This is a genomic window from Bacillus sp. Pc3 (genome assembly GCF_000815145.1).
In the GTDB taxonomy this organism is placed as follows: Bacteria; Bacillota; Bacilli; order Bacillales; family Bacillaceae; genus Bacillus; species Bacillus velezensis.
The window spans coordinates 3,511,991-3,538,170 of sequence record NZ_CP010406.1 but is presented as its reverse complement, the minus strand read 5'-3'; the positions used below and the strand labels follow the sequence as shown (position 1 = coordinate 3,538,170).

The window sequence follows — 26,180 nt, the reverse complement described above, 5'->3', positions numbered from 1 at the left end:
GGTTTTTTCGATATTTTTCTACAGATAACCCTTTTATCTTTCTCCTTTTATAAAATTCGGTTCCGCCGCCTGTTTTTGTCGGTCTTCTTCTACTGTTTCATCAGAAGTTTCCGTATCCAGTTTGATGTCTTTTATAAAGTAATAAATCAGCGGATGCCCGGCTCCGAGCAGCACGAGCGCCGCCGGTATTCCCACTTTTTCCTTGAACAATGTAACGATTACAAGGAAACAAAGGATGGAAACGATCCGGCCCGCATTTAAAAATAACTCCCTGAGCACAATGTATTCAATTCTGGCTTTTCTGGCAAGCCGCGCCCGGCCTATCACATCATATGTAAGCGAGACATACGGCACGAGCAGAACTGGATAGCCGATCGCAATAAACACTCCGTACAAAAGGAGCGTCGTGAAGCTCATTTTAAAAATGATGAGAAACAGGGCGCCGTACAAGATCAATCCGCCGATAAGAATCGCCTTTTTCCGCGCTCTTTTTTTGATGAGCCTTGATGCAAAATAATAGGCAAAAAAAGAAACCGCGGAATTGACGAGACCGAATGTTCCGAGCGCCAGCTCACTGTTTGTCGCAATGAATACAAATACGCTGATTAAAAAAACAAAAATCCCTTCTCTCAAGCCTTGAAAAAAGTGCGCGTTGGTAATCCGGCGCCAATTCAGATTCGTGTGGCGCTCATCAAAAACTTTTTTCAGCATAAACCGGCCTTTCGACTCCCTCCGCTTCAGAAAAAAGCTCATGACCACAGCAAGGGCAAATAAGCCGAGCGACAGGCTGAAAATGATTGTATAACCCGTATTGTTTTCAAGTCTTGAAATGACATATCCGGCCACAATCGGACCGATCATGCCCGCCGATGAAGACAAAATGCCTAAAAACCCGTTAAAAAAATCTCTCGTTTCCGGTTCCGTGATTTCGAAAGTCAGCACATTAAAAGCCAGCCAGTAAAAGCCGTATCCAACTCCGAGCACGGCCCCTATCAAAACGAGACGGGAAGCCGCAGTTTCTCCGGCAAGCAGCACACTTAAATAAAAAGCGGCCAAAAAGATAACGCCGAACCTTAGAATAAACACCCTGTCAATTTTTTTAGCCAGCCGGCCCGCCAGCAGAAAGGTAACCGGCTGCATCGTTACGACCGACAAATTGTATATGGCCAAATCAATAAATTTTCCCGACTGCTTCCACAAGTACACGTTGACAAATGTATTTGACAGCGCGATGCCTAATGAGTAAAGGCCGCCAATCGTCAATAACAGCAGCAGCCCTTTATTTATTTCGATGTCGCCGATAATTTTTTTTATTTTGCTCATCATTGACTCCCCTTTACTACACATTAGTTTGTCTCACTCAAACTGAGATATGTAAAAGGAATCAAAGTCAATAAAAAAACAAGGCCTCCCGCGGGAGACCTTGTGATCATTCAACTCAATTATTTTGCTTCGCTGTAAAGACGGGCAACTTCATCCCAGTTCACAACATTCCAGAAAGCTGAAATGTAATCAGGACGGCGGTTTTGGTAGTTCAGGTAGTACGCATGCTCCCAAACATCAAGACCGAGAACAGGTGTTTTACCTTCTGAAAGCGGTGAATCTTGGTTTGGCGTGCTTGTAATTTCAAGTTTGCCGTTGTTTACAACGAGCCAAGCCCAGCCTGAACCGAAACGGCCTGCAGCTGCTGCGGCGAATTTTTCTTTAAATTGATCGAAGCTTCCGAACGTGCTTTTGATCTCTTCAGCAAGCTCACCAGTCGGTTCGCCTCCGCCGTTCGGAGATAAAAGAGTCCAGAATAAAGAGTGGTTTGCATGTCCGCCGCCATTGTTGCGGACTGCCGTGCGGATGTCCTCCGGCACTGCGTTCAAATCAGCAACAAGCTCATCTACAGATTTCTCTGCAAGCGCAGATCCTTCGATCGCTTTGTTGAGGTTTGTCACGTATGTGTTATGGTGCTTCGTATGGTGAATCGTCATCGTTTCCTTATCGATATGAGGTTCTAAAGCATCATAAGCGTAAGGCAATTCTGGAAGTTTGTAAGCCATAATTTTTTCCTCCTTTAAATATATGTACTGAAATGCCGCTTAACGCGAACTTTTCTAATCTCAATGTAACAAAAGAAAGCGTGGTAATCAATGAAAAAGCTCACAATCCGGCGATTCCAGCAGACATATTACACTTTATCCGTTCACGGCCGAAATTAAACCTTTCTAAAGCACCGTCCATAAGAAATACCCGATCATAAAGAGCTGAATGACGCCTTTTGCCGCCACGCTTGTTAAAAAGCCGATTAACGAGCCGAGCCCCACTTTTGCCGCGGACTTGATATCCTTTTGATGAACAAACACCTCAGCGCAGAGAGCACCGATAAACGGGCCTAATATAATGCCTGCCACGGGAATAACGAAGGGCCCGATCAATAATCCGATCGTGCTTCCCCAGATTGCCGCCCTGCTTCCTCCGTACCTTTTAACGCCAAGTAAATTTGACACATAGTCAGCTGCGAATAAAACGGCCGCAAATACCGCCTCAATGAGCCAAAACAGGTAAGAATAAGGACTGAAGGAAAACAAAAATCCGTAGAGAAGAAAACCGGCCACAATAAAAATAACGCTTGGAATCACCGGATATACAAGCCCGATAAAAGCAATGACGAAGACCGCAATGATCATCAGCCAATACAAAACACTCATGACAAAAACACCCTCCTTTGTTTTGCGGGCGATCACCGCTTCCCGCTTTATCTTATTATGTATGATTCCTTATCACCGCTTTAAATACTCTCACTTGTGTTCATCCCCTGTGAACGATACAATAAGCAACATATACCAGTTTAGGCTAGGAAGTGAAGATGTTGAACATATTTACGGCTTTATTGAAAAGTACATACTCTCCGGCAGATATTGCAAAAACACGGTTTCAGGGGATAGGAAAAGCGATCCTTTATGTATTTTTGCTGTCTGTCCTTTTTACGCTGCCAAGCGCTTATTACCTTTGCTCCGGCACCGTAAACTCAATGAACGGTTTCAAAACCGTGTTAAAGAAAGATTTCCCTGATTTCAGCATTTCAAACGGAGAATTGCAGACGAAAGCGTCCGCCTCTAAGGAAACGGAAGCGAACGGGTTCGTCATCGTGTTTGATCCGACAGATGCTTACGGCGCGAAACAAATAGCGGCGAAACAAAATGCGATCGGCATTTTGAAAAATAAAATGGTGCTTGCTGTAGACGGACAGGCGACAGAAATGAATTATTCGCTGATGCCTGCTGATATCACAAAAAAAGAAATCATATCAGCATTAAACCAAAATAAAACAATGATCGTCACCGTCCTGTCCGTTCTGCTGTTCATCATGACAGCGGCCGGAAAATTCATTGAAGTATCATTTCTCGCCGTCATCGGCCTCATATTGAAAAATGCGCAAAGAAAGACATTGAATTACCAGCAGCTCTGGAAGCTTTCGGCTTATTCCATTACACTTTCGACCATATTCTTTACGATCATGCGCGCGCTTGTTATTACGGTGCCGAGTGAATTTTTAGTGAATTGGTTTGTAAACTTTATCATCCTTTTCCTCGTCTTAAAAGAGATACCGCCAAGAAAAACAGCTGTGTAACAAAGACTGCCCCCGGCGGTCTTCTTTTTTGTCATGAACAAAATGGGACAAGCATACAATGAAGTAAAAATGTATGCGGGAGGCGGTTGGAATGAAGCGGCTTACTTTTGTATTCGGCAGTTTATTTGTGATATTCATTATCTTTTACGATCTTAAAATCGGCACGATCCCTTCTCAAGACCTTCCAGCATACGCAGCGGCGGCACAGCCAGCCCGACAGGAATCTTCATACAGAACGGTTACGGTCAAAAAAGGCGATACGGTGATGTCGATAGTCGGCGCACATAAAGCGCCAGATGATATTGCACAAGATTTTGAAGCGCTGAATCCGAATGTAAAAGCAAACGCCATTCAGGCAGGCACCGCTTATAAATTCCCCGTCTACCGCAATTAAACGTTAATTTCTTGTCAGTTCGGCAAATACACTGTTACAATATAACATGTAAATAGAAGTTGCCTGACATGTAAAAGGCTCAGCCTGCAAAAGCGGTAACTACAATTAAGGAGCGATTGACAAGTGAGTGAAATCACACATCGTACAAAAACGCGTCCCGTCAAAGTGGGACCTTTAACAATAGGCGGAAATAACGAAGTCGTCATTCAGAGTATGACGACGACCAAAACACACGACGTAGAAGCAACAGTTGCGGAAATCAACCGTTTAGCCGAAGCCGGCTGTCAAATTGTCCGGGTGGCATGTCCGGACGAACGCGCCGCTAACGCAATTGCCGACATCAAAAAACAAATTTCCATCCCTCTCGTTGTCGATATTCATTTTGACTACAAGCTTGCATTAAAAGCAATTGAGGGCGGGGCCGACAAAATCAGAATCAACCCGGGAAACATCGGCCGCCGCGAAAAAGTGGAAGCCGTCGTAAAAGCAGCGAAAGAAAAAGGAATTCCGATCCGGATCGGCGTAAACGCGGGTTCTTTGGAAAAACGCATTTTAGAAAAATACGGCTATCCGACTGCTGACGGAATGGTTGAGAGTGCGCTTCATCATATCAAAATCCTGGAAGACCTTGACTTTCACGACATCATCGTCAGCATGAAAGCGTCTGACGTCAATCTAGCCATAGAAGCATACGAAAAAGCTTCAAAAGCATTTGATTATCCGCTCCACCTCGGAATTACAGAATCGGGCACGCTGTTTGCCGGAACGGTAAAAAGCGCGGCCGGACTCGGAGCGATTTTAAGCAAAGGAATCGGAAACACGCTCCGGATCTCTCTGAGCGCCGACCCGGTTGAAGAAGTAAAAGTAGCCAGAGAACTCCTGAAATCATTCGGTCTTGCTTCAAACGCGGCTACGCTTATTTCATGCCCGACATGCGGACGGATCGAAATTGATCTCATCAGCATCGCAAATGAAGTGGAAGAATACATTTCTAAAGTCAAAGCGCCGATTAAAGTAGCCGTTCTCGGATGTGCCGTTAACGGACCGGGCGAAGCAAGAGAAGCTGATATCGGGATTGCCGGCGCGCGCGGCGAAGGACTTCTTTTCCGCAAAGGCCAAATCGTCCGCAAAGTCCCTGAAGAAACCATGGTCGAAGAGCTGAAAAAAGAAATCGATAAGCTGGCGGAAGAACACTACGCAAAGCTTGAAGCGGAAAAAGCAAAAGCAGAACAAGAAGCACAAAAAGCTTGACGGATATTCCGCCAAGCTTTTTTTGCGTTGTGTTAAAAAAACGGTGTAATGAAGATGCCGAGCACAAGGGAAACAATACCGATTCCCATCGCCCATCCGCCTAAAGCGCCTGCTCCTCTTCTTCTGGCGATATAGCCGACGATAATGCCGCATGCCCCTAATAAAACAGGGAGCACAAACAGGGAAATGATAGAAATAGCCAATGCTGCATACCCTATCCCCCGGCCTTCACTTACTCCGTCCCGGTTATCATCACGGTCTGCTGCCCGGTCAGAAGCACGATATGGCTCTGAAATTTCAGCCGCTGTTTCTTCTGAATAAACATCACGCGTGATATCGGTTCCTTCCGATCCATGATCCACATAGTAGTCGTTGCCTTTTCGATTTTCGTAATCGTATGCCACCTTCAATTCCCCCTTTTTCTTTTATGAAAGGAGCTTTTTTAGTTTCCGCGTTTTTTACGAATTCATGTTTGCTAAACTTTTCTGGTATTGTTAATTGTTTATGTTACACTTGAAGGGATGAATTTATAGGAGTGTGGACATGTTACGGTTAGGTATAGATATTGACGGCACAGTTACGGCACAGGATACATTTGTCCCTTATTTAAACCGCTCATTTCATCTTTCCATTACCTTGGATGATATGACTGATTATGATCTGACGAAGCTTTTGAACATTACAGACGAGGAATTTTGGGAATGGATGAACGTTCATGAAGCAGCCATATATAAAGAAGCGAAGCTCGCGGAATTTGCCAAGCAGGCACTGGACGGACTGAAAGAAGAGCACCGTCTGATCTACATTACGGCAAGACGCGGCCACTTAGAAGATGTTACACTGGACTGGTTTGCAAACCGGGACATTCATTACGATCACATTGAGCTTGTCGGAGGCCATCACAAAGTGGAAGCCGTCAAAAAACACGGCATTGATTTATTTTTCGAAGATCACCACGGCAATGCGACAATGATCGCAAAAGAAGCAGGCATTCCGGTTATCCTTTTTAACTCCCCATATAATCAGCTCCCCATCGATTCCAATATTATCAGGGTGCAGAATTGGCTTGAAGCCGTCGCCTGGATTAATAAAAACAAACACAGCTTTCAGCATGTTAAAAGCTGAAAAAAACCTCCTGTATAAGCAGGAGGTTTTTTATCGGCACGCCGGACAGGTGCCGTAAATTTCAAACTTATGGCCGCTGATTTCATACCCTTCCAAATCATCGTGCAGCTTATCCATCGGACAGGACTCAATTTCCTTCGTTTTCCCGCAGGTTAAACAGATAAAATGGTGATGATGATGGGTATAAGAGCATGTAAAACGGAACAGTTTTTCTCCGGAAAGCTCCGTCGTTTCCAAAATGCCGAGTTCTTCATATAACGAAAGATTTCTGTATATGGTATCAAAGCTCAGACCCGGATAGTCGTCATTTAATGCGGCAAGCACGTTTTTGGCGGTCAGATATTTATCAGAATCAGCAAAAAGCTGCAGCATGTCTTCTCGCTTACTCGTATATTTATACCCTTTTTCTTTCAGCAGGTTCAACGCTTCTTGTACGTTCATGAGGACCTCCCCTTTACAACACGGTATCGCTCCAAAAAGAAAATGGCAGCTGTCTGAACAGCAGGCCATTTTCTTATGATGTATCAAATTATACCTATAAAATGATGAAAAGTAAATGAAAGCCTAGTGAATCGCGGTTTTGAACTTACCGCCCCTCGTTTCATGGGTATTCATGATTGTAATAAAGGCGTTTTTATCAATTTCAAACACAATGGATTTCAATTTAGTCACTTCAAGCCTTGTCACGACCGCGTAAATGACTTCTTTGGTTTCATCCGTATATCCGCCTTTTCCCTGAAGCTTAGTGGTTCCCCGTCCAAGCCGGTGCAATATTGCATCTGAGATCTCAGCATATTGCTCTGCAACAATAATGACCGCTTTTGTTTCATCAAGCCCCTGGATGACGGCGTCAATCGTTTTCATGGCAATATAATAAGTCATGAAAGAATACATTGCCTGCTCCGGACCGAACACAAAACCGGCCCAAATGAAAATAAACACATTGATGAGCATAACGAATTCCCCGACTGAAAAGGGCAGCTTTTTCGTGAGAAGGATACCGAGGATTTCAGTACCGTCCATCGAGCCTCCGTTTCGGATGACAAGGCCTACCCCGAAACCGAGCAAAAGCCCCCCGAATACCGTCGCCAAAATAGGCTGGGTCGTAATGGCCTCCACATGGTGCAATGAGGATTCAATCAGCGCTAAACCGACGATTCCGATAACAGTAGAGATGAGAAATGTTTTTCCGATATATTTATATCCGAAAATCATAAATGGAATGTTGAGTAACACAACGAATAAGGCAAAATTGAGGAGGGGATTGGACATAAAGAGGTGGTCTAAAATTAATGAAACACCGATAATGCCTCCGTCGATAAAATTATTAGGGACCAGAAACAATTCAATACTTACGGCGGCTGAACCCGCCCCGATCAGAATCATAATGACCCTGAAGATAAAGTGTAAAAATGATTCTCTTTTATGCTGTTTATTTGGGGTCATAAAATCTCCTTTCCTATAATAACTATTTTAAACAGTAAGCAACTTTATTTTACCATTAAAAGCTGTAACATTTTAATGATCTGCTCAATACATTATGTCTAAAGAGGTGAAAGTATCGATGATTTTAATACAAAGAATTATTTTGCAGCGGCTCAATCAAGTCACTGCGGACGATCTGCTGAAATATTCCAAGCAATACGGGATCAGCATTACAAGAAGTCAAGCGGCTGAGGTAGCGGCTCTGATGCACGGAAAAAACATCAATATTTTTGATGAACAGGAGCGGCTGCGCCTGCTGAAAAAAGTGGAAACGATAACTTCAAAAGAAACGGCGCGGAAAGTTGACGAACTTTTCAATCAATTCTCAGGGTAAAAAAGGAGGGACACCCGCCCCTCCTTTCTTTCTTATTGAGCTGATATTTTTTCAAGAAGCTCCTTATCAAACTGCTTTTCTTTCAGCATTTCGATTTCAAAACGGTACGGCGGCTTCTTATTTTTCTTGTCTTCGCCTACATACGGTGTTTCGAGGATTTTCGGGATATCGGCAAGCTGCTCGTGATGAACGATGTACTGCAGAGCGTCAAAACCGATCTCTCCGAACCCGATATTTTCATGGCGGTCTTTCCGGGCGCCTTTGACATTTTTACTGTCGTTAACATGAAGGACTTTTATCCGATCGATGCCGACGATTTTATCAAACTCGTTAAGAACACCGTCAAAATCATTAGCGACATCATACCCGGCGTCATGGGTGTGGCAAGTGTCAAAGCAGACGGATAGATGTTCATTATGCGTGACTCCCGCAATGATCTCGGCCAGCTCTTCAAAGCTTCTCCCGCATTCTGATCCTTTGCCCGCCATTGTCTCCAGCGCAATCTGCACGTTTTGCCCGGGAACAATCACTTCGTTTAAACCTTCAATGATTTTTTTGATGCCCGTCTCAGCCCCGGCTCCGACATGCGCCCCTGGATGAAGCACGATCTGTCTCGCGCCGATCGCTGCCGTTCTTTCAATTTCAGAACGCAGAAAATCAACGCCCAGCTCAAATGTTGCCGGATTTGTCGTATTTCCGATGTTAATGATGTACGGCGCATGCACGACAATCTCATCGATGCCGTTTTCCTTCATATGGGCGCGGCCCGCTTCAATATTCAAGTCCTCAATTTTTTTGCGGCGCGTGTTTTGGGGAGCGCCCGTATAGATCATAAATGTGTTCGCCCCGTACGAAACAGCTTCCTTGCTTGCGGCAAGGAGCATATGTTTTCCGCTCATTGAGACGTGTGAACCTATTTTCAGCAACCCGATTCCCCTACTTTCCTTTGTTAGATTTGTTTCTTCTCTGCTTTCTTTTTATCTTTTCCATTTCGTAGCTCATTTTCTTTTTATAGCCCGGCTTCACTTTTTTCGGTTTTTTTACGAGGCGCTTCGCCATTTGGTCAGCCTCATTCTCCGATTTTTTGCGTTTTTTGCGGCGGTGGCGGTCATCGCCTTTCTTCCATTCGCCGTTTACAAGCTCCGCATAGTCAAACACAATACCCATCTTTTCGAGTCTTACGAGCGCATCTTCGTCAGAAAGCTCATAAATGGTCAGTGCTTGGCCTGATGAACCCGCGCGTGCGGTTCTCCCGACGCGGTGAACATAAAAATCCAGATCGTCCGGAAGCTCATAGTTGATGACGTGGCTTACGCCTTTAATGTCAATTCCTCTTGCCGCAAGGTCTGTCGCAATGACATAAGTGAATTCCAGATCATTAATCTGCTTCATTACCTTCTTACGCTCACGCGGCGTTAATCCCCCGTGCAGAAGACCAATCCTCATGCCCTTTTCAGTCAGGTATTTCGCAATATGGTCAGCCGTGTTTTTCGTATTTGCAAACACAATGCCCAGATAAGGGTTCAGATGAGACATCATATCAAAAAGCAGTTTGTCTTTATCACGCTGTTTAGAAGGAACCAAAACATGTTCAATCTTTTCGGCTGTGATTCTTTTCGGCTCAACATGCGCGTACTTCGGATTTTCCATATACTTTTTCAAAAACGGCTTCAGCTTTTCCGGAATCGTAGCTGAGAACACAAGCATCTGAAGTTCTTCCGGCATACGGGATCCGATGTAATCAACGTCTTCTAAAAAGCCCATGTCAAGCATCAGATCAGCTTCGTCAATGACGAGAGACTGCGCTTTATAGACGTTCAATGCCTGCGCCTTAATCAGATCCGCGATCCGGCCCGGCGTTCCGACGACGAGATGAGGCTGTGTTTTCAGCTTATCAATTGATTTTTGCTTGTCCGTCCCGCCGATGAAGCATTTTGTCCGGATCGGCTCATCTTCCGCACCCTGTGTGATTTTGAGCGCTTCCTGATGAATCTGATTGGCAAGCTCTCTCGTCGGCGCCGTAATAACAGCCTGTACCGTATCAGAACCCGGATCAATCCGATTCAAAATTGGCAATAAATAGGCGTGGGTTTTCCCCGTCCCCGTCTGGGACTGCCCGATCACGCTTTCGTTTTTCAGTACAGCAGGTATCAGACGCTTTTGAATATCTGTCGGTTCATAAAAACCAAGGCGGTGAACTGCATCTATAATAAACGGTTTTAAGTTGTATCCATCAAATTTAGTTTCTTTCATTTTTCCCAGCTCCTTAAAGCGGCACATTCTGTGTCCATCATCACATTATAACCGATTTTACTTAAAAACACCATGTCTTGGGGGAATCCTGTTTTCGAGACAGAAAAGCAAATGCCCCCTCCGATGCATATTGTAATAGCAGAGAGACAGAAAGGAGGTACAAGTATGTTTCCACAGCAGCCGATGAGAAATATGGCGCAGCAGGGCCGGCCGTTTATGAATCCGCGTATGATGATGGGAGGAAGACCGTCATTGCCGGGACGGCAGCTGATGCAGCAGGGACGGCAGCTTTTCCCTCAGCAGCAGATTGCCGGAGCGGGCCTGAGAAACGCAGGCACGGGCGGCGGAGGGGGCTTAAAAGGTATGCTTTCCCGTTTTTTACCCGGTTCAGGAGGAGGAAGCGCTGCCGCGTCGGCACCGGCGGCGGCCAGCGGAGGAGCAGGTGCAGGACTGCAGGGAATACAGAACCTGGCAAGTCCGGCATCCCTGTCGAGCATGCTCGGCAACGTTCAGAAGGTGCTCGGCGTGGCGCAGCAGGTTACGCCGATGATCCAGCAGTACGGTCCTTTAGTACGGAGTCTGCCCGCCATGATGAAGCTTTACAGCCAATTAAGCAGCAGTGATGACGAGAATGAATCTGACGAGACGAAAGAAACAGACGAACAGGACAAAAAGGATGAAGCTGAAAAAACAGATGAAACAGAAGATGAAAACAAATCAGACGCCTCATCCAAAACATCAAAGAAGACGTCTGAAAAAGCATCCGCTTCAAAAGAAAAAGACGCCGCACAGGCAGACTCAGCGGAACAGCCGCGTCCAAAAAGAACATCGGGCAGATCAAAGCCGAAATTATATATTTAACATTCTTTGATATCTCACGAAAGATTAGCTATAATGAGATCAGAAGAATGCAAGATTTGAGCCGTTTAACTACGGCTTTTTATATTGCCTCTACACTCACTTTTGATAGGAGGACATCTACATTGGACGTTATCAAAATATCGCCGCGCGGCTACTGTTACGGCGTTGTTGATGCCATGGTCATAGCCAAAAACGCGTCACTCGATAAAACACTGCCAAGACCTATATATATACTCGGAATGATTGTTCATAATAAGCATGTCACAGATGCGTTTGAGGAAGACGGCATTTACACGCTTGACGGCACAAACCGTCTGGAGATTTTAAAGCAGGTGGAAAAAGGAACCGTTATTTTCACGGCTCACGGGGTATCTCCGGAAGTAAGAAAAGCCGCTGAGGAAAAAGGGCTTGTTACGATTGACGCCACATGCCCGGACGTCACGAAAACACATGACTTAATCCGAAAAGTAAAAGCTGAAGGTTATCACGTCATATACATCGGTAAAAAAGGCCACCCCGAGCCTGAAGGAGCCGTCGGCGTCGCTCCTGAAATCGTTCATCTCGTTGAAACAGAGGAAGACGTGAGAAATCTCGATATTCAGGCTGAGAAATTAATCGTTACAAACCAAACGACAATGTCCCAGTGGGACGTCCACGATATTATGGAATCAGTCAAAGAAAAGTACCCGTACGTGGAATACCATCAGGAAATCTGCCTGGCCACACAGGTTCGTCAAGAAGCTGTATCAGAGCAGGCAAAAAAAGCGGACTTAACCATTGTTGTCGGTGATCCGAAAAGCAATAACTCCAACAGACTGGCGCAAGTGTCAGAAGAAATCGCCGGAACAAAAGCCTACCGAATCGGAGACATCAGTGAACTGAAGCTCGAATGGCTGAAAGACGTCAATACCGTCGCCGTTACCGCAGGCGCATCAACACCGACACCGATTACAAAGGAAGTCATCCGCTTTTTAGAGCAGTTTGACCACAACGATGAATCGACATGGCAGCTTGAACACAGTGTGCCGCTTAAAAAAATCCTTCCGAAAGTAAAAATAAAAAACTGAGGCCCGGGGCCTCAGTTTTTTTATAAGAAGGTAAATGGGTTTGTATCTGTTTCGGAAGCGAAAATGCGCACATCATAGTTTTTCTCCCCGGCCATTGCCGTAAGCTTCTCAGCCGTGCCTTTTCTCATGATCTTTTCAGCATAATGCCCCGGGTCCACGACGTTTAATCCGATCATCATCGCATCATGCGCTACATGGAAATAAAGATCGCCCGTCACGTAAACATCTGCACCCTTCCGCTTTGCCTGATAAATATATTTATTTCCGTCACCGCCAAGAACCGCGACTTTTTTCACCTTGCTGTTTCGCTCTCCGACCATCCGGACTCCGTTAACGTCAAACTTTTCTTTCACAAACAGCGCAAACTCTTCAAGCGTCATGTCTTGCTGAAGTTTTCCGATGCGGCCGAGCCCTTTTTCAAGCGGAGACTGCTCCACCGGATAAATATCATATGCCACCTCTTCATACGGATGGCTTTTTTTCAGCGCTTTTACGACGGTTTTCTCCATACTTGCCGGAAAAACGGTCTCAAGTCTCACTTCATGGACGAGTTCCAGCTCTCCCGTCTGTCCGATAAACGGTTCTGCCCCGTCCAGCGGCTTAAAGCTGCCGATTCCCTCAGAGGAGAACGCGCAATGGCTGTAATTGCCGATATGTCCCGCTCCGGCGTTGCCAAGTGCGGTTCTTACAGCTTCTTCATAGTCTTTCGGAACATAGACGGCAAGCTTTTTCATCGGGTCCGAATATGTCGGGACGAGCACTTCTGTGTCTGTCAGGCCGAGAGCTTCGGCAAGCAGATCGTTCACACCGCCGTCCGCCACATCAAGATTCGTATGAGCCGCATATACGGCAATATCATGCTTTATACATTTCTCAATCAGTCTTCCGCCAGGCTGATCAGTGGTGATCTGTTTAAGCGGCCGAAAAATCGGCGGATGGTGGGCGATAATTAAGTCAACTTTTTTCTCAATGGCTTCATCTACCGTTTGTTCCAGAACATCCAGTGTCACCATGACATTTTTCACCGGCTTATTCAATGTACCGATCTGCAGGCCGATTTTATCTCCTTCCACCGCAAAAGCCTTCGGTGAAAATTGTTCAAACAGCTGGATGATTTCCTGTCCGTTTACATGTTTAGACATGTCCGATTACCTCCTTCAGCAGAGAAATCCGCTCTTTCAATTCAGCTAATTTTTCATGACTTTCATGCTTTGCGCTGCGGCTGATCTGTTCATAAATTTGTTCAGTATGCTTAAGTTCCTGGCTCCATTTCCGAAGAAACACTTCATTCCTCTCTTTTAATAAAAACGGACCCGCAAGCATTCCGGCAGCCATCGGCACGTCCCGATACGGCGCATCACGGTCGCCAGTTTCCGCAACGAGGATTTCATAACACTTTCCGTCTTCTTCGAGAATCACTTCATCAATCAGTTCATAGCCTTCCTGATACAGCCACTCTCTTATATGAACGGCATGAATATTCGGCTGCAGAATCAGCCGTTCACGCCCCGTCAATTTCGTTTTTCCGGACTCCAAAATATGAGCGATCAGCGCTCCGCCCATGCCAGCGATTGTAATGGCGCCGGCTTCTCCTTTTTCAAGGACGCTCAGCCCGTCACCTTTCCTTACGGAGATAAGAGTGCTTAAGTCCAGTTTTTCCACCTGCTGTTTGGCGGATAGAAACGGTCCGTCTGTAATTTCACCGGCGATTGCCCGGCTTGCCAAATGATTCAAAACGGCATAGCAAGGAAGATACGCGTGGTCCGACCCGATATCAGCAACCAGGGCACCCGGAGGGATATATTCCGCCACAGACTGCAATCTTTTAGATAACTTCATTTCATTCACAATATCACAACTTTTCTCAGGTTCTTTTTCCTTTACTATCATATAAAAAAACCGCCCGGAATCCAAGCGGCGGATAGAGTTTTTCATATGTCTTTTATATAGGGACCGGTAAAGCTTTATTTAATGTCAGAAACCCATTTTGCCATGTCATCCAGCTTTTCGGCCGGCACAAGGCCCGCGGGCATCCCGTTGCCGCCTTTTTCAATTTTTGTTTTAATCTCAGCGACATCTTTTCTTTTGCCGACGCCTTTTAAGTTCGGCCCTGACACACCTTCATAGTTTTCCCCGTGACAGGTGATGCAGTTCGCTTTATAAATCTCTTCAGGTGAAGCGTTTGCAGTTTCCTTCTCGGCATTTTTGCTTTCACCGCCGCTTGCGATCTGATGCGCATCTCCATTGCCTTTTACAGCTAAAAAGAAAGTCAGCCCTATTCCCAGCACTGCAATGAGCAAAAAAGGAATCAGCGGATTCCACTTCATATCTCCATCCCCCTTTTTCATTCTCCCCCTATGTAAACACTTCTAATTCTAACTTATTTTTACAAAAAGTAAATGGTCTTACTCAGCAATTTCATTGATTTCACAATTTATACAAAAAGCAAAAATAACTGTTTTGTTTATCACAAAATTATCTTTATTCTATTGTATAATGAATTGTATACGCTTACAATAAAGAATATAAATAAACTTATCTCATTTTCCCCCTTTCAGACATGCCGCATTTTTTCCAAACTCATTTGCAAAACATATGCTTATCCAGTAAAATAAAGGTATATTATCCATATATCTTATACATAAAAAAGAACGGATCAAAAAGACCCGTTCCATTCTATTCGAGAAAATCCTTCAGACGTTTGCTTCTGCTCGGATGTCTCAATTTGCGAAGCGCTTTTGCTTCAATTTGGCGAATACGCTCTCTCGTTACTCCAAACACTTTGCCTACTTCTTCCAAAGTTCTTGTGCGTCCGTCATCCAGACCGAAACGGAGACGCAGCACGTTTTCTTCACGATCTGTCAACGTATCCAGCACATCTTCCAGCTGTTCTTTTAAAAGCTCATATGCCGCATGATCCGACGGAGAAGTCGCTTCCTGGTCTTCGATGAAGTCACCGAGATGTGAGTCGTCTTCTTCACCGATCGGCGTTTCTAAAGAAACAGGCTCTTGAGCGATTTTTAATATTTCACGGACTTTTTCAGGCGTAAGATCCATGTCTTCAGCAATTTCTTCCGGTGTCGGCTCTCTGCCAAGATCCTGAAGAAGCTGACGCTGCACACGGATTAATTTGTTGATGGTTTCCACCATGTGAACCGGGATACGGATTGTTCTCGCCTGGTCAGCGATGGCGCGTGTAATCGCCTGTCTGATCCACCAAGTCGCATACGTACTGAATTTATATCCTTTACGGTAGTCAAACTTCTCGACGGCTTTCATGAGACCCATGTTTCCTTCTTGGATCAAGTCTAAGAAAAGCATGCCGCGGCCGACATACCGTTTAGCAATGCTGACAACTAAACGAAGGTTTGCTTCAGCCAGTCTGCGTTTAGATTCCTCGTCACCCTCTTCAATTTTTTGAGCGTAGGTGATTTCTTCTTTAGCAGAAAGAAGATTTACCCGTCCGATTTCCTTAAGGTACATGCGGACTGGATCATTGATCTTTACGCCAGGCGGTACGCTGAGGTCATTAAGGTCAAATTCTTCTTCGGCTTTGGCAAGCTGTTGAATATTAGGATCTTCCGTTTCTTCATTTTCACTAATTAATTCAACACCTTGTTCTCCTAAAAATTCATAATACTCATCCATTTGGTCTGATTCAATTTCAAAGCTGGACATGCGTTCAGCAATTTCTTCATATGTTAAAACGCCACGTTTTTTTCCAGTTTCAGTAAGCTGCTCTTTTACCTGGTCTAATGTAAGTTCTGTTTCTGTTTCGTGGGTTTGTTTATCAGCCATTATGGATCCCTCCTTCCAAAGCTTGCAACGAATTCTAAAAGCGGTATGTTTCTTATCCGACCCGGAAGCCTTCTCTCTTTTTCAGCATGCAGGGCTGCGGATAATAAATGACAATTCATGATGAGGTTAAGCGATCTATTTGCTCCTCCGCAAGGAATCATTGCCAATCAGAACGCAAGCCTCTTTGTGGTGTTACTTTAATGATCGGTTCAATGCAACAATTTCTTGAGCCAGAGACGCAGCTTTCACGAAGTCTTTCTGCCTCTCCGCATCCGCTCTTTCTGCTTCTTTTTCCTTTATCATTGACCATTTTCGGTGATCCAACACTTTTTTTACGTAATCGGATAACTCGGCCTCTGAGAGCTCCTCGTTTACTTGGAGCATCCCTATATCTGAAAGCAGCTGGCTGATTTCCTCATCCTGCACTCTCGCCATAAGATGCTGCGGCGTCATGTCAGCCCCCTCTTCATATACAGCGTACAGGTATGCTGCCAGCGCACGATGTCCGTCAATGTTAAATTCAAAGCCGACACGCTCAATCACTTTCTTTATGACGTTTCGGTCTCTCAGCATATGAGCGAGCAGAAGTCTTTCCGCGTTCTCATAGGCGGGACGGAGACGGCGCCGTTTTGCTTTTGTCGTCACCCGGGCCCGTCTTGTCTGCGGTTCGGCGTTTTTGTCGCCGGGGGCGTTTTGTCTGGCGTAGATGGAAAGCTGTTCCGTCAAAGATTCTACCGAAAGAGAAAATTCTGAGGCGAGCTGCTTCACATACATTTCCTGCTCAAGCGACCCGGAAAGAGCGCTGATTTCTTTCAGCACTTCTTTCATGTAAGCGAGCCGGTCTCCTTCGTCAGATAAGTTTTTCCCTTTGCGGAAATACTGCATTTTAAAAGCCATGACCGTAACGCTTGCATCAATGATATCGGTCCGGAATTTTTCTCCGCCCCGGGTTCTGATATAATCATCAGGATCAAGCCCGTCAGGCAGCATGCTTACTCTTACCTTACAATCGGCTTTCTGAAGCAGGCCGGCCGCTTTCAGCGTAGCTTCGTACCCGGCTTTATCCGAATCGTAGCAGAGAATGACCTCCTGAACATTTCTCCTGAGGATTTTCACATGTTCTTCGGTGAGCGACGTCCCCATTGTGGCGATACTTTCTTTTACGCCTGAGCTGACGGCGGATATGACGTCAGCGAAGCCTTCAAACAGAACGGCTCTCTCCTCTTTCCTGATCGGCAGGCGCGCCTTATGAAAGTTATACAGCAGCTTAGATTTATGAAACAGCGGCGTTTCCGGGCTGTTCATATATTTCGGCTGCTGGCTTCCGAGCGCCCTTCCTGAAAAAGCCGCCACGGCTCCGTGGTGATCATGAATGGGAAACATAATTCTGTTTCTGAAACGGTCAAAATACCCGCTGCCGTCTTCCCTTCTGATCAGCAGACCCGCTTTTTCCATCAGTTCTTCCTCAAAACCGCGCTTTTTCAAGAATTTCGTCATGAAATCCCAGGAATCCAGCGCGTAGCCGATTTCAAACTCATCTATGAGCTCTTTCGTAAAACCCCTTGATAAAAGGTAATCTAACGCTTCCTGGCCTTCCTTTGTATTTATTAGCAAATGATGGTAAAATTTCTTCAGAAGCTCGTGGGCTTCCGCCATCTTCTGCTCTCCGGAAGATTCAGGCCTGGATGCAGAGTGAATCGTTATATCATCAGGGAAATCAATCTGATATTTATCCGCAAGGTGAGAAACAGCTTCCGTAAATGAATAGCCTTCCATCTGCCGTAAGAAAGAGAAAACGTTCCCGCCCGCACCGCATCCGAAGCAATGAAAGATCTGCTTATCGCTGGAGACGGAAAACGAGGGCGTGTTTTCCCCGTGAAACGGACAGAGCCCAAAGTAGTTGCGGCCTTGCTTTTTCAATTGGACATAATCACCTATGACTTCAACAATGTCTGCTGACTGCTGCACCTGATTAACTACTTCATCTGGTATGCGGTTTCCCATCTTATAACACTCCGTCGTACATTATTCGATGTTTTGATTTGAAATCCCTTCATCATTCGACAGGATTTTTTTAAGCAGGGTAACAAATCGATTCCGATCTTCTTTATTTAATTTTTTAGGTCCTTTGGAATGAATGCCGCTTCTTCTCATTTTGCCTGACATATGACGGCTCATCAGAGCGAAGTCAATCGTGTCTTCAGTATAAGAACGGCCCCTTTCCGATAAGACGGCAATATTTCTGTTCAGCAAAAGAGAGGCTAAACCGATATCCTGCGTGACTACGACGTCTCCCGATCTCACATGGTTTGCGATATATAAGTCTGCCGCTTCTTTATGAGGATCAACGTATACCCAGTTCTCGTCTTTGCTTCTGGAAAGCTGGTAGTGTTCAAATGATGCGACGAAAATAACCCGAACGCTGTATTGCGATGCAATGAGCATTATTTCCTCTTTTACGGGGCATGCGTCTGCATCGACAAAAATCGTCTTTTCTTTTTCATTTAGAAGACTAATTCTCCATCCCTCCATCAATCTCCTGCATAAAAACAAGCGAAATCGCATATGCTCCATGACTGCGGATCTATTTTGAGCTTTGTCGAAAAATTTCCGGGAGTTATTCTTGACATCTTACCCATAATAGTTTATTCGTATCACACGAAGCTTAAACCTAAAAATAAACATTTTATCACAATTTTTTATTATAATACAAACTTCGCGAAGATGCCATCCTTTTTGTTTATTCCCTATTTGCATACCCAAAAACCCAGGATAAAGCGTCCTGAGTTATCGGCCCTTTGTTTTGAGGTGATGAATGATGTTCGCTGTTTCCTCGACCGCTTTATTCGAAACGTCAACGACTTGGCAGCCGATCCGGTCCACGATTTTCTCAAAATACTCCAGCTCTTCTTTAATTCTGTTGATATTGGCGTAAATGGCTTTGTCATTTAAGCCGAGAGATTTTAACCGTTCTTTTCGTATATGGTTCAGTTTATCAGGGCTGATTTTTAAGCCGATGCATTTTTTCGGATCAACGCTGAACAGTTCTTCCGGCGGATCGACCTCAGGAACGATCGGCACATTGGCCACTTTCAGACGCTTATGGGCAAGATATTGTGATAATGGGGTTTTAGACGTTCTGGATACTCCGAGCAGGATGATATCGGCTTTTAAAATGCCTCTTGGATCTCTGCCATCGTCATATTTGACGGCAAACTCGATCGCCTCGACCTTTTTGAAATAATCTTCATCAAGCTGGCGGACGCGGCCCGGTTCATATTTAGCGGTCAGACCGTAAGCCGATTCCATTTTATCGATGAGCGGACCGATAATATCGTAATACAGCACATTCGCATTTTCCGCTTGTTCAACCAGGTATTTGCGCATTTCAGGAACAACGAGCGTAAAACAAATAATGCCGCCGTCCGCTTTGGCGAGAGACACGACTTCATTAATGGTGCCGATATCTTCCACATAAGGTATTCTTCTGATATGCGTATCATCTGCTGAGCCGTTAAACTGGCTGAGCGAGGCTTTTACAACGAGTTCGGCGGTTTCTCCGACTGAGTCTGATACTACATAAATGATGCGATTGTCCATGTTATCCCCCCGTTAGTTTTCAAGCTTATATGATTTCATTTTCTGATAAACTGACAAGTATCTTAGTCATATTCGTTTTGGTAAACCGGCCGATGACCTCAAAGCCTTTATCCGTATCTTTAATAACGGGCAGGGCATCGATCTGTTTTTCAATTAAATACTTGGCGATGTCCATCACATAATCGTCACGCCGGCAGACGGCGATATTCGGCATTCTTGTCATGATAATATGAACCGGTATTGAGGCAAGTTCCTGCTGGCCGATGCTCGCCCGCAGCAAATCTTTGCGTGACAGCACACCGACTAAGACAGCATCACGATCTACGACAAATAACGTGCCGACATCTTCTAAAAACATTGTGCAGATGGCATCGTATACCGAGACATTCTCATTGATGACAACAGGGATCGATTGAAAATCTTTCACTTGCAGCTTTTTCAGTTTATCCGCAAGCAGCTGATTTCCCGTTTTCCCCGTATAAAAATAACCGACCCGCGGACGGGCCTCTAAGAAGCCTGACATGGTGAGTATGGCCAAGTCCGGCCGCAGCGTGGCCCTCGTTAAATTGAGCTGTTCTGCGATATGCTCTCCGGTAATCGGGCCGTTTTCCTTTACAATCTGTAAAATTTGTTCTTGCCGTTTATTTAATTCGATCGTACTCACCACCTTTATGGAAGGGTTTCTTTATCTATGTTTTCATTCTGTGATGTTTATGTAAAAGGGGAAAAGACGATTGCCGATCACACAGCAACCGTCTTTTTCTTTATTTTACAATAAGATGATTCATATTAGCAAAAGACTTGATCACATCTGCAAGAGCGGTCATTTGCGCTAAACGGTTGGTTTTTAATGCTTCATCGTCCGCATTTACCATCGTGTGATTAAAGTAGTCTTCAATCGGCTCCTTTAATCCGCTGAGCACGGCAAGCGCCTGTTCATAGTTTTTGGAGGCAAAGCTTTCCGCGACACTGTCTTTTGTTTGTTGATAAGCGTCAAACAGCTTTTTCTCCTGTTCATTTTCAAACAGATCCGGATTGATATCGCGGCTCTCGCCTTTTTTGCTGATGGAGATGACCCGGCCGAGTGATTCAGCCGTTTCTTTAAAGCCGGGTGTGCCGAGGTGCTTCTCAAGCACTCTAGCCTTATGAACGGCTGCATACGGCTCAAGCTCTGTGCTGTCCAGAACGGCTTCAATAACGTCATGACGGATGTCTTCAGCGTTTAAGACGTATTTCAGACGCTGTGTAAAGAAATCGAGGAGCTCATTTTCTTTTTCCGTTTCTGTCAATGACAGCAGCTCTTTAAAAGAAATGCCCCAGTTGCGGTCGATCAGAATGGAAACGATGCCGCTTGCCTGACGGCGCAATCCGTACGGATCCTGAGAACCTGTCGGAATTACGTCAATGCTGAAGAAGGAAGCAATCGTGTCCAGTTTATCAGCTAACGCCACGACCGCGCCGGTAAAGGTTGAAGGCACTTCTCCCCCGGCCGCTCTCGGCATATAGTGCTCATTGACTGCGGCAGCGACGGCTTCATCTTCACCGAGCATGCGCGCATATTTTTCTCCCATCACGCCCTGAAGCTCAGGGAACTCATAGATCATATGTGTAACCAGGTCAAATTTAGAAATTTCTGCGGCGCGCTTCACAAGGTTTTGCGTCTGTTCATCCGCTTTCAGGCGGACGGCAAGTTTGCCCGCAATGGCGGCCACTCTTCTTACTTTATCTCCAAGGGAGCCGAGCTCTTCATGGAAAACGATATTTTCCAGTTTCTTCACATTTTCATCAATGTTCAGCTTTTGGTCTTCTTTGTAGAAGAACGCAGCATCTGAAAGCCTTGCTCTCAGCACTTTCTCGTTTCCGCGGGCAACATTTTCAATTGCATGGCTGTTCCCGTTTCTTACCGTAATAAAATGAGGAAGCAGATTCCCGTTTTCATCTTTTACCGGGAAGTAGCGCTGATGCTCTTTCATTGTTGTCACAAGCACTTCTTCAGGGATAGAAAGAAACTCGGATTCAAAAGATCCGTAAAGCGCCGTCGGGTATTCCACCAGATGGTTGACTTCGTTCAGCAGGTCCTCATCGATCGGAATGTTCCATTTCTTCTCGGCTGCAAGCGCGTCCAGCTGGCTTTGGATCATTTGTTTGCGTTCTTTCGGGTCAGCAATGACGCTTTGTTCTTTCAGCAGCTTTTCGTATGATGACGGTGCATCAACAGATACTTCTTGGCCGAGAAAGCGGTGTCCCTGTGTGTTCCGGCCCGTTTCTACATTTGTGATTTTAAACGGAATGACGTCTTTTCCAAAGAGAGCGATAATCCATTTGATCGGACGGATATAGCGCAGATCCTGCGTGCCCCAGCGCATGTTTTTCGGAAAATGCATTCCGGCAATCAAATTTTCCAGCTGCGGTAAAAGTGTCTTCGTCTCTTGTCCCGCCTGGAATTTTTGAACGAAGACATATTCCGTGCCGTTTACATCTTTTATATACAGGTCATCCACTCCGGCGCCTTGGCCTTTTGAAAATCCGATAGCGGCTTTTGTCCAGTTTCCGTCAGCATCCAGAGCGATTTTTTTCGCAGGGCCTTTTGCTTCTTCCTGAATATCAGCCTGTTTTTCTGCTACGTCTTTTATATATACTGCCAGACGTCTCGGCGTATTAAAAAGTTTCACTTCGCCGTGGGCGATATTTTTTTCAGCCAGCCAGCCGGTCAGCTTTTCACCGAGCTGCACCATGCTGTCATGTAAAAACCGCGCCGGCATTTCCTCGAGTCCGATCTCTAAAAGCAAGTCTTGTTTACTCATGGGAAGAGCCCTCCTCTTTAAGCATTGGGAACCCTAATTTTTCCCGTTCTTCATAATACGTTTTTGCCACTTTTCTCGCTAAGTTGCGGACACGGCCGATATAACCCGTCCGCTCCGTCACCGAGATCGCGCCTTTTGCATCGAGCAGATTAAATGTGTGGGAGCATTTCAGCACATAATCATAGGCCGGATGCACGAGCCCGTTATCCATTTGTCTGATCGCTTCTTTTTCATAGGTGCTGAACAAATGGAAAAGCATATCCACGTCAGATGTTTCAAAAGTATAAACGGAATGCTCATATTCAGCCATCATAAATAAATCTTTCACAGTAAATCCTGACGTCCATTCAAGATCAAAGACGTTTTCTTTATCCTGAATATATGACGCGAGACGTTCAATACCATATGTGATCTCAACGGATACCGGTTTACATTCAATTCCGCCCACCTGCTGGAAGTATGTAAACTGAGTAATTTCCATCCCGTCAAGCCATACTTCCCAGCCGAGACCTGCACAGCCTAAAGACGGGTTTTCCCAGTTGTCTTCTACGAAACGGATATCATGTTCAAGCGGGTCAATGCCGAGCGCACGCAATGAATCAAGGTAAAGCTCTTGAATGTTATCAGGCGACGGCTTGATAATGACTTGGAATTGATGATGCTGATAGAGCCTGTTCGGGTTTTCACCGTACCGTCCGTCCGCAGGCCGTCTGGACGGCTCAACGTAAGCCACTCTCCACGGTTCCGGCCCGATGCTTCGTAAAAATGTATACGGGCTCATTGTGCCTGCGCCTTTCTCCACATCATACGACTGCATGAGCACACAGCCTTCATTCGACCAGTGCTTCTGCAAGGTTAAAATCATATCTTGAATGTTCATTTCAAGCACCTCCACTTTCTCCATTCTTTTACAAGTGCGGCGGCAACCAAAAAACTCCCGTCTCTATGCTTGCCGGCCGCAAACATAGGGACGAGAGTTCTCCCGCGGTTCCACCCTAGTTGCTGAGGATGTGAATCACTCAGCCTCTTTTTAAAGGGTTGCTCGAGAATGCCTTTCGTTGCGCGCTCATCCTTAGCTTACACTGCCCTAAGGTCGCTTGTATGAGTTGGACGCAAGTACTTCTTTCTGTCACTGCAACATATTTTATAATAAATGATCATATAAAAAGATGGGCAGAATGTCAACTTTTGTTTTCATCCAAAAGGTTCTTCATGCTTTCCATCTGATCTAAAAACCGTTTTGACTTTAAATAAAGTCCTGAATATTCTTCGTAATACAGATCAATGACCCGTTTAATTTCATTTTTGGTTTCCTGTTTTAACGAGACGCTGCCGAGCCTTCCGATATCAAAGTAATAAAAAAGCCTTAGCAGCCTTGCCGTTTGCGGCGAAATCGGAACTCTGTACGGATCCTTTTCAAAGCAGCGGTGGCATATAAACCCGTTATCTCTTATCGAAAAATGAAACGTCCCTTCCCCGCTTTTGCAGTGGACACAATGATTCAGCTCCGGATACAGCCCCATGACGCCGAGCATTTTCATCTGCACGATGAAGGTGATCACGTCCGGGTCAGTCCCGTCATTCAGCCTCTTAAAGGATTCGAGAATCAATTCGAATAAATAGGGGTTCGGTTTCTTCTCTTCCGTTCCTTTGTCAGTGAGTTCAGCGATAAAAGCGGCATACGCCGTCAAAAATAAATCTTCTCTGATCGTTCTCATGCTGAGAATCATTTCACCCTGCTGGAGCGTGCCGAGTCCTGATGTTCTTTGCATTAAAAATGACCCGTACAAAAACGGCTGGCTGACTGCTGACAGCCGGCTGGCTGACTTCCTGGCGCCCCTTGCCATGACGCCGATTTTGCCGTGTTCCCTCGTCAGCAATGTCACGATTTTATTCGTCTCCCCGTAGTCATTCGTACGGAGCACGATTCCTTCACATTTAGTCAGCATTTCCGCACCTTCCAACAATGGGAGGGGCCAAGAGGTTTACAAAATTGGAAAATCAATTCGGGCTAGCTCATCTTCCGGTTCTTCGGGTCTTTCCAGGTTCTCTTTTTCCAGTTCTTTAAAAAGAAGGTACGTATCAACACTTCCTGTTTGAGAAAATACGTTCCAGGTAAAATTCAACACAAAAAACCCACCTTTCATCATTAAACTAGCTTGCAAATCCAAATTCTTACCCTTATCTTGACCTGATGTCCTCCTTTTCATGTTAAACAAATTTTGCTAACGAATCCCTGCTTCTGTGAGGTAATCTCACACCTCAGGCATGCGCCTTAGATGAATTAATATTCATCCTCTTTGAAGCCGAAATCACGCAGCTGAGACATTTTATTCCGCCAGTCCTTCTGCACCTTCACCCATAATTCCAGGTAAACGCGTGAGCCCAAAAGAGCTTCAATATCAGCCCGCGCTCTTTTGCCGACTTCTTTCAGAAGCGCTCCTTTTTTGCCGATGACGATGCCTTTTTGAGAATCCCGCTCGACCACAATGGTGGCAGCGACATGGACGGAGCCGTTTTCCTGCCCTTTAATGGACTCGATAGCGACAGCGATGCTGTGCGGCACTTCTTCCCTTGTCAGATGGAGCACCTTTTCTCTGATCAGTTCAGAAATAATGAACCGCTCAGGATGGTCAGTCACCTGATCGCTCGGATAGAACTGAGGCCCTTCCGGTAAATACGCTTCAATCTGCGCGAGAAGGGTTTCGACGTTGTTCCCTTCCAAAGCTGAGATCGGCACGATTTCCTTAAACGGATAGCGCGTACGGTACTCATCAATTAAAAGAAGCAGCTGGTCAGGGTGGATCTTATCAATTTTGTTTACGATCAGAAAAACCGGTGTAGACGTCTGTCCGAGCTTTTCAATGATAAACTCGTCGCCTTTTCCGTACCCTTCTTCGGCGTTAATCATAAATAACACCAAGTCAACTTCTTTCAGCGTATTCTGCGCCACTTTCATCATAAAGTCGCCAAGCTTGTGCTTTGGTTTGTGAATGCCCGGTGTATCAATAAAAATGGTCTGCGACGTGCCGGTTGTCAGCACCCCTTGGACTTTATTTCTTGTCGTCTGGGGTTTGTCGCTCATGATGGCGATCTTTTGACCGATGACCCTGTTTAAAAAGGTAGACTTTCCTACATTCGGCCTTCCGATGATAGATACAAATCCTGATTTAAAGCTTTCGTTCGTCATGTAAATCCTCCGATGAAAATGCGCCCGGCAATAATTCTTCCGCAGTCATTTCTTTTATTTGTCCTTGTAAGTTGGTCAGAATAACAAGCATATCCTTTGAGCACAGCTCGGAAATTACTTGTCTGCAGGCTCCGCACGGCGAAACCGGTCCCGGAGTATCCGCAGCCACGGCGAGCATCGCAAATTCCGTATCCCCCTCGGAAACAGCTTTGAATATCGCCGTGCGTTCAGCACAGTTGCACATGCTGTATGCTGCATTTTCGATGTTGCAGCCTCTGTACACTTTTCCGTCTTTGGTAAGAAGAGCGGCTCCCACTCTGAAATTTGAATACGGCACATACGCTGTGTCCCGCGCTTTTAATGCTTCTGCAATCAATTCTTGTCTGTTCATGTGTACTT

Annotated in this window: 29 protein-coding genes; 7 read left to right on the top strand and 22 right to left on the bottom strand. The window is 45.4% G+C overall.

The features are described from left to right. Window positions 1-33: 33 nt before the first annotated feature. The 3 genes from SB24_RS17075 to SB24_RS17065 all read right to left on the bottom strand — a co-directional run bounded on the left by SB24_RS17075 (window position 34) and on the right by SB24_RS17065 (window position 2,696). A complete protein-coding gene (locus SB24_RS17075; protein ID WP_012118002.1) occupies window positions 34-1,323 on the bottom strand; it encodes an MFS transporter in 1,290 nt (429 codons plus the stop codon). A 119-nt stretch (window positions 1,324-1,442) separates the two neighbouring features. Then, window positions 1,443-2,048 carry a superoxide dismutase SodA gene (gene sodA, locus SB24_RS17070; protein WP_003153025.1) on the bottom strand — a complete coding sequence of 202 codons (606 nt, stop codon included), beginning with the start codon at window positions 2,046-2,048 and terminating at the stop codon, window positions 1,443-1,445. A gap of 165 nt (window positions 2,049-2,213) precedes the next feature. Beyond that, on the bottom strand, window positions 2,214-2,696 hold the full coding sequence (locus SB24_RS17065) for a DUF456 domain-containing protein (RefSeq protein WP_007408301.1): 483 nt from the start codon (window positions 2,694-2,696) through the stop codon (window positions 2,214-2,216). A 158-nt stretch (window positions 2,697-2,854) separates the two neighbouring features. Here SB24_RS17065 and SB24_RS17060 point away from each other — a divergent pair, with 158 nt between their 5' ends. From SB24_RS17060 to ispG, 3 genes are all read left to right on the top strand, one after another. After that, window positions 2,855-3,619 carry a DUF1189 domain-containing protein gene (locus tag SB24_RS17060; RefSeq protein ID WP_014418394.1) on the top strand — a complete coding sequence of 255 codons (765 nt, stop codon included), beginning with the start codon at window positions 2,855-2,857 and terminating at the stop codon, window positions 3,617-3,619. Between the two features lie 91 nt (window positions 3,620-3,710). Then, a complete protein-coding gene (locus tag SB24_RS17055; RefSeq protein WP_007408299.1) occupies window positions 3,711-4,013 on the top strand; it encodes a LysM peptidoglycan-binding domain-containing protein in 303 nt (100 codons plus the stop codon). Window positions 4,014-4,145: 132 nt separating this feature from the next. Then, complete coding sequence (gene ispG, locus SB24_RS17050; protein WP_170936331.1) at window positions 4,146-5,264, top strand: flavodoxin-dependent (E)-4-hydroxy-3-methylbut-2-enyl-diphosphate synthase; 1,119 nt, start codon at window positions 4,146-4,148, stop codon at window positions 5,262-5,264. Window positions 5,265-5,296: 32 nt separating this feature from the next. Here the strand turns inward: ispG and SB24_RS17045 are convergent, their stop codons facing one another. Continuing rightward, window positions 5,297-5,674 (bottom strand): DUF308 domain-containing protein, encoded by a 378-nt coding sequence (locus SB24_RS17045; RefSeq protein ID WP_087920773.1) that lies wholly within the window; start codon window positions 5,672-5,674, stop codon window positions 5,297-5,299. A gap of 133 nt (window positions 5,675-5,807) precedes the next feature. On the opposite strand from SB24_RS17045, the gene SB24_RS17040 reads away from it, so the two are divergent. Beyond that, a complete protein-coding gene (locus SB24_RS17040; RefSeq protein ID WP_007408297.1) occupies window positions 5,808-6,389 on the top strand; it encodes a nucleotidase in 582 nt (193 codons plus the stop codon). Between the two features lie 30 nt (window positions 6,390-6,419). Here SB24_RS17040 and SB24_RS17035 read toward each other — a convergent pair whose 3' ends face one another. Together SB24_RS17035 and SB24_RS17030 are read right to left on the bottom strand one after the other, a co-directional pair. Further along, entirely contained in the window at window positions 6,420-6,830 is a 411-nt protein-coding gene (locus SB24_RS17035; protein ID WP_003153018.1) for a zinc uptake transcriptional repressor Zur, read from the bottom strand. Between the two features lie 123 nt (window positions 6,831-6,953). Continuing rightward, window positions 6,954-7,835 carry a YitT family protein gene (locus SB24_RS17030; protein WP_007408296.1) on the bottom strand — a complete coding sequence of 294 codons (882 nt, stop codon included), beginning with the start codon at window positions 7,833-7,835 and terminating at the stop codon, window positions 6,954-6,956. Window positions 7,836-7,953: 118 nt separating this feature from the next. On the opposite strand from SB24_RS17030, the gene SB24_RS17025 reads away from it, so the two are divergent. Beyond that, complete coding sequence (locus SB24_RS17025; protein ID WP_003153013.1) at window positions 7,954-8,208, top strand: DUF2624 domain-containing protein; 255 nt, start codon at window positions 7,954-7,956, stop codon at window positions 8,206-8,208. A gap of 32 nt (window positions 8,209-8,240) precedes the next feature. Here SB24_RS17025 and SB24_RS17020 read toward each other — a convergent pair whose 3' ends face one another. Both SB24_RS17020 and SB24_RS17015 read right to left on the bottom strand, forming a co-directional pair. Continuing rightward, complete coding sequence (locus tag SB24_RS17020; RefSeq protein ID WP_039063323.1) at window positions 8,241-9,134, bottom strand: deoxyribonuclease IV; 894 nt, start codon at window positions 9,132-9,134, stop codon at window positions 8,241-8,243. Between the two features lie 10 nt (window positions 9,135-9,144). Next, a complete protein-coding gene (locus SB24_RS17015) occupies window positions 9,145-10,461 on the bottom strand; it encodes a DEAD/DEAH box helicase (protein ID WP_003153010.1) in 1,317 nt (438 codons plus the stop codon). Window positions 10,462-10,626: 165 nt separating this feature from the next. On the opposite strand from SB24_RS17015, the gene vrrA reads away from it, so the two are divergent. Then, window positions 10,627-11,322 (top strand): VrrA/YqfQ family protein, encoded by a 696-nt coding sequence (gene vrrA / locus SB24_RS17010; RefSeq protein WP_012118006.1) that lies wholly within the window; start codon window positions 10,627-10,629, stop codon window positions 11,320-11,322. A 122-nt stretch (window positions 11,323-11,444) separates the two neighbouring features. Continuing rightward, complete coding sequence (locus tag SB24_RS17005) at window positions 11,445-12,389, top strand: 4-hydroxy-3-methylbut-2-enyl diphosphate reductase (protein ID WP_012118007.1); 945 nt, start codon at window positions 11,445-11,447, stop codon at window positions 12,387-12,389. Window positions 12,390-12,409: 20 nt separating this feature from the next. On the opposite strand, the gene SB24_RS17000 is transcribed toward SB24_RS17005, so the two are convergent. From SB24_RS17000 to SB24_RS16940, 14 genes are all read right to left on the bottom strand, one after another. Next, window positions 12,410-13,531, bottom strand: a complete 1,122-nt coding sequence (locus tag SB24_RS17000; RefSeq protein WP_033574147.1) for a Nif3-like dinuclear metal center hexameric protein — start codon at window positions 13,529-13,531, stop codon at window positions 12,410-12,412. Next, a complete protein-coding gene (locus SB24_RS16995; RefSeq protein ID WP_039255077.1) occupies window positions 13,524-14,228 on the bottom strand; it encodes a tRNA (adenine(22)-N(1))-methyltransferase in 705 nt (234 codons plus the stop codon). The genes SB24_RS17000 and SB24_RS16995 overlap by 8 nt, the downstream gene beginning before the upstream one ends. Before the next feature lie 125 nt (window positions 14,229-14,353). Further along, on the bottom strand, window positions 14,354-14,716 hold the full coding sequence (gene cccA, locus SB24_RS16990; RefSeq protein WP_003152999.1) for a cytochrome c550: 363 nt from the start codon (window positions 14,714-14,716) through the stop codon (window positions 14,354-14,356). A 349-nt stretch (window positions 14,717-15,065) separates the two neighbouring features. Then, window positions 15,066-16,187 carry an RNA polymerase sigma factor RpoD gene (gene rpoD, locus SB24_RS16985; protein WP_003152998.1) on the bottom strand — a complete coding sequence of 374 codons (1,122 nt, stop codon included), beginning with the start codon at window positions 16,185-16,187 and terminating at the stop codon, window positions 15,066-15,068. A gap of 192 nt (window positions 16,188-16,379) precedes the next feature. Further along, window positions 16,380-18,191: a DNA primase gene (gene dnaG / locus SB24_RS16980; protein WP_015417838.1), complete on the bottom strand. Its 1,812-nt coding sequence runs from the start codon at window positions 18,189-18,191 to the stop codon at window positions 16,380-16,382. A 21-nt stretch (window positions 18,192-18,212) separates the two neighbouring features. Further along, the gene (locus tag SB24_RS16975; RefSeq protein WP_007408289.1) at window positions 18,213-18,719 is read right to left on the bottom strand and encodes a YaiI/YqxD family protein; all 507 of its coding nucleotides are present in this window, start codon (window positions 18,717-18,719) and stop codon (window positions 18,213-18,215) included. Between the two features lie 255 nt (window positions 18,720-18,974). Further along, window positions 18,975-19,787, bottom strand: a complete 813-nt coding sequence (locus SB24_RS16970; protein WP_015417839.1) for a pyruvate, water dikinase regulatory protein — start codon at window positions 19,785-19,787, stop codon at window positions 18,975-18,977. A gap of 25 nt (window positions 19,788-19,812) precedes the next feature. Continuing rightward, window positions 19,813-20,451 carry a transcriptional regulator CcpN gene (gene ccpN / locus SB24_RS16965; protein ID WP_003152989.1) on the bottom strand — a complete coding sequence of 213 codons (639 nt, stop codon included), beginning with the start codon at window positions 20,449-20,451 and terminating at the stop codon, window positions 19,813-19,815. Window positions 20,452-20,551: 100 nt separating this feature from the next. Continuing rightward, a complete protein-coding gene (gene glyS, locus SB24_RS16960; protein ID WP_015417840.1) occupies window positions 20,552-22,591 on the bottom strand; it encodes a glycine--tRNA ligase subunit beta in 2,040 nt (679 codons plus the stop codon). Further along, window positions 22,584-23,471 (bottom strand): glycine--tRNA ligase subunit alpha, encoded by an 888-nt coding sequence (gene glyQ, locus SB24_RS16955; RefSeq protein WP_003152984.1) that lies wholly within the window; start codon window positions 23,469-23,471, stop codon window positions 22,584-22,586. Before glyQ ends, glyS begins: the two co-directional genes overlap by 8 nt. A gap of 301 nt (window positions 23,472-23,772) precedes the next feature. Further along, window positions 23,773-24,540, bottom strand: a complete 768-nt coding sequence (gene recO, locus SB24_RS16950; protein WP_007408287.1) for a DNA repair protein RecO — start codon at window positions 24,538-24,540, stop codon at window positions 23,773-23,775. A 36-nt stretch (window positions 24,541-24,576) separates the two neighbouring features. Beyond that, complete coding sequence (locus tag SB24_RS19780; RefSeq protein WP_007408286.1) at window positions 24,577-24,720, bottom strand: YqzL family protein; 144 nt, start codon at window positions 24,718-24,720, stop codon at window positions 24,577-24,579. 155 nt (window positions 24,721-24,875) lie between these two features. Beyond that, window positions 24,876-25,781, bottom strand: a complete 906-nt coding sequence (era, locus tag SB24_RS16945) for a GTPase Era (protein ID WP_007408285.1) — start codon at window positions 25,779-25,781, stop codon at window positions 24,876-24,878. After that, window positions 25,762-26,172 carry a cytidine deaminase gene (locus SB24_RS16940; protein ID WP_003152976.1) on the bottom strand — a complete coding sequence of 137 codons (411 nt, stop codon included), beginning with the start codon at window positions 26,170-26,172 and terminating at the stop codon, window positions 25,762-25,764. Before SB24_RS16940 ends, era begins: the two co-directional genes overlap by 20 nt. Between the last annotated feature and the right edge of the window lie 8 nt (window positions 26,173-26,180).